Genomic DNA, 12,549 nt, shown 5'->3' on the forward strand with positions numbered 1-12,549 from the left:
TCTGATATTTAATTTTGGTAAAGGCACTGAAGAGCTAAATTGGCTCGGGGTCTTATATATACCCAGATTGTAGAGCTAGTCTTGTGAAGCATATCTAATAAAAGTTCCAGGTTCTTTTCCTTTATGCAAGGTCAATGAGAAAGAACATGAAGTTGATTATGTTGCTGTACGATGTTTGTACTTGTTACATAATGTAGCTTCTCTTTGAAAGAAATCAATAACTTAGCTATATAAGCTTCAGTGTTTCTTAAGTGGTTGATTTTGTTCATGTTTTACGTCTTGTATGTCGATGACTCATTGAAGAAAACAAAATATATGAACTTTTAAATGGAATATCGAAGCTATGGAAAAAGATAGTGTTAAAAGACTAGTCACAAATTTATTTAGCTATGTTAAAGAAATTAAGTCTAAACTAGAGAATCCAATACTTGATGAATCAAAGTATGACTGGAAACTTGATTTATCGAATTTACCTGATCATCCGTATATATTCAGAAGGCAAACCGAAGACTACTTTATAAAAGTCAAGCGTCCTAGAGTTGTCGAATGTCCGACTCCTCCTGTTGAGATTGAAAACTGGGTGAAGCCGTCATGGAAACTTATAGATAAGGAATTAGATTACTTAAGGTCAATGAATATTGAAAATGAAGATGGTACAACTACCACAATTCATCTTGAAGATTTTCCAGATATTGTTTCTAAGATTGAAGATTATAGGGCCGTTAGAGAAAGATGGAAGGAAGCGGAGTATCCAAGTGAAAGGGTGAGAAAAGTCTTTTCTCACTTACATGAGGTGAAAGCTAAAATTGAAAAAGATAGTGAGGGGTTACAGCTTTATTTAACAGAAGGAGTTCTTCAATATAACAATAAAGAAGTAATAATCAGCCATCCGCTTATATTTAAAGAAATAGCTATTGAATTAGACGGAGAGAAGGATGAACCTGAAATTATCATCACTAAGTCAGATGTAGACAGTGCAATATTTATATCTCTTTTAAGATCACTAGAGGTTAGTGGTAGTACTCTAAACTCTTTAAAAGAAGAGTTTTCAAATCTTGATATTGATCCAGATGATGAGAAGACTGAGTTATTTTTAAAAAGTCTTGTCCATAAGCTTTGGCAAGATGGAGTTTTTTCTGAAGAAAGGGTTGCTATTAGTGATAAGCCTACTGTTTTTTTAGAACAAAAGATAATCCTCGCTAAAAAAGAAAGTTCATTTGTTGAACAAATAGATAACTATATAAAGAAAATTAATGATTTAGAAAGCCTTCCTGTCGCATATCAAAATATGGTTGGGTACTTTGAACAATCTGAAGATCTACCTCCTGCTCTTCCTGGATCATCTGAAGAAAGCAACTCATTATGTACTGGATTTGAAGTCAAGAAAAGGGACTATTATTTAACAAAGGAATACAATTCAGAACAGAAGAAGATCATAAACCTGCTCGAAGATAGTGGATGTGTGAGTGTTCAGGGGCCTCCGGGGACAGGGAAAAGTCATACTATCGCAAATTTAGTAGGTCATTTACTTGCAAGAGGTGAAAGTGTTCTCGTTTCGTCACATCGATCTAAAGCTCTTGAGGTTATTAGGGATCAGGTTGTAGATGATATTCGCCCTTTATGTGTTTCTATACTAGATAATCAAACTAGTAATAAGGAGCAGTTACAAAAAGCTGTAAACTTTCTCGAAGAGTTATTATCAAAAAATGATAGTGATCAAATTGCACGTGAAATTGATGAGCTAAAAGGTAAAAGAGATATTTTGATAAATGATATCAATGAGCTTGAAGCTTCATATTTAAAATGCGTTTTAAATGAATATTCTCCAATCGCTTTTCAGGGGGAGTCAATTTTACCTAAAGATGCAGCTCTCTTTATTGCTGAAAATAATACATCTCTAATTTCGGGGCATTTTAACTCTGATGTAAACCCTATCTCATCTAATGTTTTAGGAGAGCTAAAATCTATAACTAGAACACTTAAGGTTGAAGATTATTTCATTTTAAAGTCTCGAGTACCACCAATCGATGAGTTACTTTCTCCAGCTGACCTGAAATTAATATTAAATGAAAATTCTACTCTAAAAGATCGTCTAAAAAATTATGATTCTGAAAAGTTAAGTATCCTTAGGTCGGTTCCTGTAGATAAATTAACGAATATTTATAATGACCTAAATAAGTTAGCAGTATATTTTAAGAATGATGCTGAAGAATACATAAAGGCCATGATGGACTTTATGCTTAGAGGTGAACAATATTTAAATACATTTAATGTATTTTTAAGTGATCTCGAAATAATGCTTAATGAGATCGAGTCCTATAATCATGTAATATTTGAATATGCGCCTAAGTTAGAGTCGGATCACGACTTGGATGCATTAATAACATGTGCAGAGAATATTTACGATACAACTGATAAAGAAGTAAAATTCAGTTTTTTTGCTAAGATATTCAGTACAGAGATGAAGATAATTAAGAATGAGTCTACTGTTCAAGGGAGAGAGTTAAAAACTAAAGAAGAAGTCTTAAGTGTTGTAAATTTACTAAAAACGAAAAAAATTCGAAAAAGAATATCTGAAAAATGGTCAAGTCTAGCAGTTTCTAGACTAGGAGCCCCAGGTACTAAAGAGTTTACTAAAAATATTGAGGATGAAGTTTCATATAGGTTGAAAAAAATTAAACACTGTGTGAATTTATATCTTAGCTTGAAAAGCAATCTTGAAGAGTTAGGAGAAATAGGGATTATTATCCCAAGTAAGTCTTTCGAAGATTTAAAATATCACTCTGAAAGTTTATATAAAGATATGAGTTCCTATTTAGAAGAAATAGATATTTTATTCTTAAGGCCTGCAAAAGAAATAATTGATGAGCATAGAGTTAAAGACTTAACCAAGCAATACGATCTGAGTCTGAAAATTTGCAAGGACTACTCTGGAAACTCTGACTTTACTAAATATTTGTATAATTCATTAGAAAGTAATAATTATTCAACTTATGAAGTTAACTATAATGAATTAGCCCGATTAACAGAATATGTAGAGCTTGAATCTAAATATGAAGAGATCTGTAGAGACATTGGGAAAATTGCTCCTGATTTTTCAATTGATTTACTTGGCAGATCTAAAGATGAGTTGGTTTTAAATATAGAGTCTTCAGTAGATACTTGGAAGGCTTCTTATTTAGAGCATATTATTTCTGAAAGAAATAAGATAAGTCCAATGACAATTCAAGATAAACTTACTAGCTCTAGGCGGAAACTAAAAAGATTAGATGCAAATCTTATTCAAAAGCTAGCTGTCAGTAATCAGTTAAGAAAAATTACTCCAAGGCAGAGACAAGCACTGAGAGGCTTTGTTATTGCACAAAATAAAATAACAAAAAGCGGAAGAGGTGTACGGGATGCTCACTTGAGAAAAGAAGCAAAGTGGCAGATGAAAGAATGTCGAGGTGCAGTACCTGTATGGATTATGCCATTGTCAAAAGTTATGGATAATTTTGTAATTGGTGAAGATTCTTTTGATGTTTTAATCATAGATGAGGCATCTCAGGCAGATATAACGAACTTACCTGTTTTCTCTATGGCAAAAAAAGTTATTGTAGTAGGTGATGATAAGCAAGTCAGTCCATCTGCTGCAGGTAAAAGCTTATCTGGGCTTGATGAGTTAATTAATGAGTTTCTCGAAGGAATTCCAAATAAAGGAATTTATGATTATAAAGCGAGTCTATATGATATAGCTTGCGCAAGCTTTGGTGAGACTATTCGATTAACAGAACACTTTCGCTGTACTCCTGAGATTATACAATTTTGTAACGATTTACAATATCAAGGAAATATCAAACCATTAAGAGAGTCGAATAGTAATCCAACTCCACCATCTCTAGTGCCATACTTCGTTGAAGGGGCCATGGATAGTTCAAAGAAAAATATTGAAGAGGCAGTAAAGATTACATCTATTATTGCAGCGATGGCATCCATGGAAAAGTACAAGAATTTAACCATTGGAGTAATCTCACTATTTGGAAATGTACAACATCAAATAATAGATAAACTATTAAGATCAACATTATCTACCGTTGACTATGAGAAACATAAGATTGTTTGTGGAAAGTCTCCTCAATTTCAAGGGGATGAAAGAAATATTATATTCTTGAGCATGGTCGAATCACCAAATTCTGAAGGTCCAATGAGAAAGAAAAGTGAAACAGATTTATTGAAGAAAGAATATAATGTTGCAGTGAGTAGGGCAAAAGATCAACTTTGGATTATGCACAGTATGAGTAAAGATATCCATCTACAGTCAGACGATATTAGATTGAAGCTATTAAAACATGCTCATGACCCAAGAGACTTAATGGAGAAGTATTCACATTTAACAACTCAAGCAGAATCACATTTTGAAGAATCTATACATAAAGATTTACTAAGGGAAGATTATCTATTCGAACCTCAGTTTCCTGTGGGAGCCTATAGGATCGATATAGTTCTTTTTACCGAAGATGGAAAAAGAATTGCGTTAGAGTGCGACGGTGAAAAATTTCACTCAACAGAGGAACAGGTAAGAAATGATCTTGAGCGACAAGCTGTACTCGAGAGACTTGGGTTCACTTTTGTTCGGATAAGAGGAAGTGACTACTATAGAAGAAGAGAGGAGACCGTTGACTGGCTTTACAACAGATTAAATGAGCTAAATGTGAAAAGAGGAAATGAAGTTTCATCTGAAAATGTAATCGATATTTCTATAGATGAGGAACTACTTCAGAAATCTGAAATATTTAGAGAGCAGATACTTGAGTCAATAGAAAATGAAAAGTGAGATAATTCTCCTTAAGGGAGAAGATAGAACAAAAGACATTAAATCGATTACGCGCAATGGGAAGAAGTTTAGTGTCACCTTCATGTCTGGTAAGACTTATTCATACGCTTCAAATAACGTCAAAGTTATTAAGCCTTCATCACAATCTGAAAGATCAAAAAGTGTCCTGAATTACCTAACTAAAATTTCTAATAAAATTGGTCTTGAGGTGAAATTTGCGGATGGCCAGCGAATTAATATCCTCGCATATAATTATTCAAAGATTAGTTATGTTGAACCGGGTGGAATGTTAGATGCCTTTTTAAATGGAAAATTGAAAGAATCAAATGAAGAAGCAGGGAAAAATCCTGTCACACCGATCTTTCCGTTTGGTTTTAATGAGAGTCAAAAGAAAGCAGTTGATGAAGCTGTAAGTAATAAACTGAGCCTGATTGAAGGGCCACCAGGGACGGGGAAGACTCAAACAATTTTAAATATAATTGCGAACGCGGTTATTAATGGTGAATCAATTGCAGTTGTTTCTAGTAATAATTCTGCGACTCAAAATGTGTTTGATAAGTTAGAGCAGTATGGTGTTGGATTTATTGCAGCTTATCTAGGAAATACTGACAATAAGAAAGAATTTGTTGGATCTCAAAAGCCTCGCCCTGATATGCAGAGCTGGAAGCTTGAGGGCGAAGAAAGTGAAAAGCTTTTAGGTAAGCTTGTTATGATGAATAAGGATCTCCAAGAAAAACTTAAACAAAAAATAGAGCTTTCTAATCTTAAGCATCAACTGAGCACGGTTGAGACAGAAGCAAATCATTTTAAAAAGTATGTAACTAAGAGTGAAACCTTTAAGTTGATAGATGAAGTGTTGAATATAAGAGAAGCAAAGAAAGCACTCTTGTCATGGATTATGTGCGAAGAATTTAAGGAGATGAGTCGATTTAGTGTAATATTTGAAAGAGTTAAATCAATATTTTTAGGTAAGGCTGGGACTAAAATCTTTATTCACGACTTAATAGAGAAGTATTCAAAAGAGGAATTGATACTACAATTTCAAAGTCGCTTTTATGAGTTAAAACTTGTTGAACTAAGAGAGAAGGTTAGCTCATTAGAGAACTCATTAAGCGTATACGATTTTGGTCGTAAGATGAATGAATATTCAGATTTGTCCTTTAAGTTATTTAAATCGAAACTTGCGGATAAATATCATTATAAGAAAAAAAGAATTTATGATTTAGAGGATATTAAAAAAGGTCCAGCTGAATTTCTTAATGATTATCCAGTGATCCTAAGTACGACTTATTCAGTAAGAAGCAGCTTGTCTCAAAATATTACTTATGATTACGTCATTGTTGATGAATCATCACAGGTCAATTTATGCACAGGTGGTCTTGCACTTTCTTGTGCACACAAGGCCGTGATTGTTGGGGATTTGAAACAGCTCCCTCATGTTGTGGACTCTAAAACAGCAGATATTACAGATGAGATTTTTGAAGAGTTTGATATAATCGAGAGCTACCGTTATAAAAACCAGAGTCTTTTATCCTCTCTCATTGAATTATTTCCCGATGCTCCAAGAACATTACTCCGCGAGCATTATCGCTGTCATCCGAAAATTATTGAGTTCTGTAATAAGAAATTCTATGATGGTCAACTTGTCGTACTGAGTGAAAATAAAAGTAAACGAGAGCCTTTGATTGTTTATAAGACTGTTCAAGGGAATCATGCACGAAATCGCATGAATCAAAGACAAATTGATGTGATCAAGAATGAAATTATTCCTGCACAAAGTTTAAATGTAGATGATGGTTCTCTAGGAATCATTACGCCTTATCGTGATCAGACAAATGCTCTACAAAAAGCATTCTCAGATACGGCTGTAAAGGCTGATACAGTTGATAAATTTCAAGGACAGGAGAATGATGTCGTTATCCTTTCGACTGTTGATAATGAAATATCTGAATTCACTGATAATGCAAATCGCTTAAATGTTGCAATCTCTAGAGCAAAGGATCAGTTAATCTTAGTTGTTAATGATCATGATTCAATTAAGGATACAAATATCGGTGCTTTGGTGAGGTATATTGAATATAACAACTTTGCTGTCGTTAAGAGTAAGGTTAATTCTGTTTTTGATTATCTGTATGATAGCTATAAGCAGGAACGAGAAGAGTATCTAAAGCGTACAAAAAGAGTTTCACAATACGATAGTGAGAACTTAGCTTATAAATTGATTTCCGAGGTGATTAGAGACCTAAATCAACAAGAGGAAACTTCTTATCGTTGTAGCTCTCATATTCCAGTTAAAATGATTGTTAACGACTATAGCTCCTTAACAGAAGAAGAAGTTAAATATGCAATGAACTCATGGACCCATGTCGATTTTCTCATTTATGATTCGTTTGGAAAGATGCCAAAGCTTGCAATTGAAGTAGATGGCGTGAACTATCATAAAGAAGGCAGTAGACAAGGCGAGAGGGACCTCTTAAAAAATAGTATATTTGAAAAGATAGGTGTTCCACTTTTAAGGTTTAGAACTGATGGGAGTGGGGAGAAAGAAAAATTGATTAAGTTGATGAAAGAGATATAGTGCTTTAAGAAGACGAATAATACTCTTGTTTATTTGTATCTTTGGAACTGTAACTTTTGAAATTCATAATTTAATTTTCACTGATTATAGCTATTTAAAAATATTCTTCCTATGCCACTCAATATTTCCAACACTCGGTAGTAATTCTTCATTTAAAATAAACCTTCCAATCGATTCACCAATATAAGGTGTAAAGAAAGTGTCATTTTTGCGATCAATTAAAACTGATTCACTAAGTTCAATTCTATAGTCTGAATTAAGTGTCCAGATTCCGCGGTCGAAAGTGAAGTGGTGAGTAGGACATAGTGCGAGACCGTTATGTTCATTGCAATCACCGCCACGAGCTTTCCACTTTATATGGGCCGCTTCCATTGATAGGGCGGTGTTATTTTTGAAATTAATCTTTAATCCACAACAAGCACATTGGTTACCGTAGAGGGATAGGATAAGTTTTGGAAACTTTGGGTCTCTCTTAACTTTAGTTACTGTTGTCGTGATAGTCTCTTGGGGTGGAGCTTGAACCTCAAGGTCAAAGACACCAAGTAATTCCCAAAGAGTCTCATGGAGGCTACCTGGGAAGTTGTCTTCAGTGATATAGCGAATGAGGGCATGTATATGAGCTTTATTTTCTTTTAGCTTGTTGTAGACCTCATCACTAAAACCAGCTTTGAAGTTATTCTCTTTCGCACTTCCTGTTGGAATATCACCTTTGCTATTTAAGACAATATTTGAAGGCTGAGTTGTCCAAAAAGGCATTGTCTTTGAATCATTAGTTAGTCTCCATAGAGGCTGAAGGCAGTTTGGCCTTGTTGAATACTTCGTAAATTCACTAATAATAGACTCAAGTTTTTCACGATCTTTATTGAATTCAATCCAGCGTACGTCATTTGCAGCTTTTACAAGTGCATATAAGATTGTGATAGGCTTGTGAGGTGCATAATAGTCTTTTGCACGTGCCTTATTAATATTTTCGTACCATTGGATAAATTCTTCGATCATAGCTACATTATATCGTCTAAATAGATTTGATGCGATTATAAATTTCGAGTAATCTAGTTATATGAATTACTACGACAAGAACAACCAAGAATTCATCGACTCAACACTTAATCTCGATCTTACGAGTCTATACGAACCTTTCTTAAAAAAAATGAAAGTAGGGGGAGCTATCCTCGACATCGGTTGTGGCCCTGGTCGTGATTTGAAGTATTTTGTCGATCATGGATATATGGTAGAGGGAGTGGAGCCGAGCTCGAAGCTTGCAGCTTTTGCTCGTGAGCATAGTGGTTGTGTCGTACATGAAGGCTTACTTCAAGACGTGAGCATTGAAGGAAAGTTTGATGGAGCCTGGGCATGCGCTTCTCTTTTGCATGTGCCATCAAATGAACTTAAGGATGTCTTTTCAAAAATTGCAGACCTTATGAATGAAGATGCTGTTTTCTATTGTTCTTTCAAGTACGGAGAGTTTGAAGGTGAGCGCAACGGGCGCTTCTTCAATGATCAGAATCTTGAGACGATTAAAGAGTTCTTGCCTCAGAGTCTTACGATCTCAAAGGATTGGGTTACTGAAGATAAGAGGCCTGATCGTGATGAGAGGTGGCTCAATCTTCTTCTGTCTAAACAGTAACCTTGTTTTATACTCGTTATTTTAAGTGTTTATCATTAGAACTATAATGTTTTCATAAGTTGTTGATTTCGTTCAACTTTTTCTACTTGTTGTCGATGATTAATTAATACGATTTTAACTTGGATACGCTATGTGAACGAAAAAGCATATAGTACCATTGTTATAGGGCAAAGAAGTTAATATGAAGACTCCAATTCACGCAATTAATAGATTCAAAAAACGTATCGGTCATGAAATTACAGAATCTCAATTACATGAGTTAAATGAATTAATCATTAATGATGATGAATGTGTTGAGCTTGTAAAGTGGCGCCGTGGAAACGACATATCTGTATATAAAATAAATTGGCAGGGGCTTGAATTTTACGCAATCTACTTTCTTACTGAATATCGTATTATTAGTTTCAGAAATATTGAAGATGAGGTTCACGAAGACTTAGGTGAGTACTGGCGTGAGCATGATATGCAAAAGCTTTGGGATAAGGAATAGGGGTTAGGTTATGAAATTAATAAAAGCATTCGCGAGAACATGCATCAGTAGTCTTTATAGTTTAATGGCAGATGATGATACTAGTTTGAGTGATTTTAATTTTCAATTAGATGTACCAAAAATTATAGCAAATAGTGATAAAGGAATGACTATTTCTTTTCCTGGAGGAGTCATCTCTGGAGTGACAGATATTCCTGAACCGCTTTCTCGAATTGTTTCCGTATATGATAAGTATTTTGCTGGATTTGCAAAGAAACATAATATTGATTATTCAGAGGACATTGATTATATGAAATTTGATTTTATAAAAACTAAGAATGTTCCTAGTTTGTATGATGTAGGTGCTGTTGATTCATATTTCGATATCTATGTGGAAGTGAAGCTTAAGACAGGTGAGGAGTGTTCTTTTACTTACAATAAACAGTAATTAGCACTTTAAACTTTTTATCAAAATATCCGATAGGTTACGTATGAAATACATAACCCTCACACTCCTAATCTCAATCTTCCAACTAACAACACTAGCAACATCAGACTGCACCCACGACGCCAACAACTTCCGTTGCGTAAAGTATGTGAAGAACTACGACGCGGACACGGTGACGTTTGATATTCCAAATGTGCATCCGCTGATTGGCAGTCGAATCAATGTGCGAGTGAGTGGGGTGGATACGCCGGAGATTCGAACGAAGAATGCGTGCGAGAAGAGTAAGGGGCGAGATGCGAAGAAGATTGTGACGAATCTTTTAAAGCACGCCAAACGCATTGATCTAGAGAATGTGCAAAGAGGTAAGTACTTTCGCGTGGTGGCCGATGTGAAAATCGATGGTCAGTCGCTGTCATATTATCTTCTTAAAAATGGCCTTGCCTATGCTTATGACGGAGGGACTAAGAAGAAGATTGATTGGTGTAAGACGAATCGCGAGATAGCGTCGGAGAATTAGGATGGTGGCGCACACATCGAAAAGTATCCAGGAACCATTTTGTAAAGGCTCATAATTGAATAAAACCATTTCACATTGGAAATATTTCGCTTTTGAAATGAGATCCCTATAAGTTGTCAAAAACTTAATAGGGAGACTAAATGAAATCACTAATACTAATCACAGCAGGGCTAATTCTTAATAGCTCGTTCGCGCTGACCACTACCACTAATTCATGTTTATCAAATGAGTGCCTAAAAGAGAGGGCCACAAGCTTTAAGGTATTTCTTAAGAGTGAAGAAGCCTTCACAAATGAGTATAGTGAGAAATTTCCAAATAAAATGCTTCAAAAGCTGACGAATAATCTTATCAGTGAAATTGCCACTGACTTTAGAGATGGAAGTGTGGATCGCCAAACAGCTTTAGGTCAGTTCAAGGCCAATATCAGAGAAAATGGAATTCACAATGGACTCTTAAATCCTGCTATCGTTTTTATGGATATGTATGCCTCAATGGGGATGAGTGATAAGGTTTTAGGGATAGCAAATATTGTTAATACTTTAAATCCAAGTGTCGGTGATGAACTTGAAAAGACTTTTGGAATCGAAATAGATCGCGGCTATGACCTTGATGCTGTAAAGATTGATCATGATAAAGAATCTCCATTTGGCGGTCCTCGTATGGGGAATTTTGAAAATAACTTTGGAGATGAAAGTGAAGCTCCTGAGACGGGTGTGGTTGATGGCCTTGCTCCGAGAATGGGTGATTCTCAATTTGGTGTGAATGAAGGGGAGATGGTTAGTCCGATTCTTGCTAATAAGTTGGAGCAGGATAAGAATAGTCTTTTGTATGCAACAAGCTCGACGAGCAGTGGTGATGTTAAAACATGCTTAGTTAATTGTTTAATAACATCAGGAATGGCTGGTTTAGGTGGGGGGAAACTTGGCCCATATGTTGGTTTAGGAGCTGCTCTAATTGTCGGTGGCGCCTGTATGATGAATTGTAACTCAGAACTTAAAGATTATTATAAAGGAAAAAGTCAAAAACAAGACAAGCCTAAAACTGATTCACCTAAGATTGACAATCCTAGAACTGGGATTGGGGCTCCAGATATGCCAGAAGATAAACCAGAAAATCCTGATACACCTAAGGTAGATAAACCAAGAACTGGTGGTGGAGATCAACCTAAAAGTGATGATACACCAAAAGGTGATGACGAACCTATAAATCCAAAGGAGCCAAAGAACACAGACGATGGAAGTGAGTGTAAGGGAAAGAAGGATTGTAGTGACGGAAGAATGATTGTTTTTTTGGGAAGAGTAAAAAATGATATTGAAGTAATCGATGATAATGTAAACTTAAATAGAGTTTTTAATATTAATTTTAAGGATTTTCAGATCAATTACGGTAGACCGCAGTTAGGGATGAGGAGAAATGATGTTACTAGATAAAAAAATAAAAAGTTTTGGTATTATATGTTTAATCTCTTCTTTCGGGCTTGGTGTTGCTGAAACTTATGGAGTTTCTAATAATGATACCGTTAAAATACTAAGCACAGGCCTTGCTTATGCAATGGTTACGGGACTTGGGATCTATGCTTTTTACTGCTTTCTCCAAAATTGTGACAAGGTTAGAAGAGGTGAAGAACACGATTACCTAGCACATACTTTTGGCTTTTCTACGATTGTGATGCTTTGCCTTTATAATTACCTCACAGAGGGGAGGTCATATTACCACGCGCTTGCTACAAGTTTCTTGTATACGGTTTTCTATAGCTCGATTTATATGATAGTAATTGAAGCGATTTATAAGTTTTTAAAGAAAGATAATGAAGAATAAAAAAATGTTCTAGATGTCTTTGTTTAAAATGAACGTGCGAGTGTCTTAGTATTTGGTTGAAGGCTACTTTCATTATGAAACAAAAGATCAATTCGATGAGATGATCATTGAATTATGAAATGGAGAGATGAGCAATATTGCTAAGTCTTATGTTGCCTTTGGTGATAGGAAGAATTAAGAACTATCTCTTGGCAGGCATATAAAAAAATCATCCGGACTGCATCCCGAAAAGTATCCATGAAAGGCAAAAAGGTACGTGATACTTTTCCTCTTTTTTCT

The 12,549-nt window shown here is 35.1% G+C and carries 9 protein-coding genes; 8 read left to right on the forward strand and 1 reads right to left on the reverse strand.

Translation table 11 applies throughout. From position 1 onward, the window contains the following. Positions 1–343: 343 nt before the first annotated feature. Positions 344–4,813: an AAA domain-containing protein gene (locus tag ABMA76_RS02510; protein ID WP_393060833.1), complete on the forward strand. Its 4,470-nt coding sequence runs from the start codon at positions 344–346 to the stop codon at positions 4,811–4,813. Beyond that, positions 4,803–7,391 carry an AAA domain-containing protein gene (locus ABMA76_RS02515; RefSeq protein WP_393060835.1) on the forward strand — a complete coding sequence of 863 codons (2,589 nt, stop codon included), beginning with the start codon at positions 4,803–4,805 and terminating at the stop codon, positions 7,389–7,391. Before ABMA76_RS02510 ends, ABMA76_RS02515 begins: the two co-directional genes overlap by 11 nt. 90 nt (positions 7,392–7,481) lie before the next feature. Here ABMA76_RS02515 and ABMA76_RS02520 read toward each other — a convergent pair whose 3' ends face one another. Next, positions 7,482–8,390, reverse strand: a complete 909-nt coding sequence (locus ABMA76_RS02520) for a phosphorothioated DNA-binding restriction endonuclease (RefSeq protein WP_393060837.1) — start codon at positions 8,388–8,390, stop codon at positions 7,482–7,484. 61 nt (positions 8,391–8,451) lie between these two features. On the opposite strand from ABMA76_RS02520, the gene ABMA76_RS02525 reads away from it, so the two are divergent. From ABMA76_RS02525 to ABMA76_RS02550, 6 genes are all read left to right on the forward strand, one after another. Continuing rightward, the gene (locus ABMA76_RS02525; RefSeq protein WP_393060839.1) at positions 8,452–9,018 is read left to right on the forward strand and encodes a class I SAM-dependent methyltransferase; all 567 of its coding nucleotides are present in this window, start codon (positions 8,452–8,454) and stop codon (positions 9,016–9,018) included. Positions 9,019–9,199: 181 nt separating this feature from the next. Beyond that, positions 9,200–9,508, forward strand: coding sequence for a hypothetical protein (locus ABMA76_RS02530; protein WP_393060841.1), 309 nt, complete (start codon positions 9,200–9,202; stop codon positions 9,506–9,508). A 64-nt stretch (positions 9,509–9,572) separates the two neighbouring features. Further along, entirely contained in the window at positions 9,573–9,935 is a 363-nt protein-coding gene (locus ABMA76_RS02535) for a hypothetical protein (RefSeq protein WP_393060843.1), read from the forward strand. 193 nt (positions 9,936–10,128) lie between these two features. Beyond that, a complete protein-coding gene (locus tag ABMA76_RS02540) occupies positions 10,129–10,452 on the forward strand; it encodes a thermonuclease family protein (RefSeq protein WP_393060845.1) in 324 nt (107 codons plus the stop codon). Between the two features lie 140 nt (positions 10,453–10,592). Beyond that, on the forward strand, positions 10,593–11,882 hold the full coding sequence (locus ABMA76_RS02545) for a hypothetical protein (RefSeq protein WP_392908719.1): 1,290 nt from the start codon (positions 10,593–10,595) through the stop codon (positions 11,880–11,882). Then, positions 11,869–12,270: a hypothetical protein gene (locus tag ABMA76_RS02550; protein WP_393060847.1), complete on the forward strand. Its 402-nt coding sequence runs from the start codon at positions 11,869–11,871 to the stop codon at positions 12,268–12,270. Before ABMA76_RS02545 ends, ABMA76_RS02550 begins: the two co-directional genes overlap by 14 nt. Positions 12,271–12,549 lie beyond the last annotated feature (279 nt).

The sequence above is a fragment of the Halobacteriovorax sp. ZH5_bin.2 genome, from assembly GCF_043196375.1.
GTDB lineage: Bacteria > Bdellovibrionota > Bacteriovoracia > Bacteriovoracales > Bacteriovoracaceae > Halobacteriovorax_A.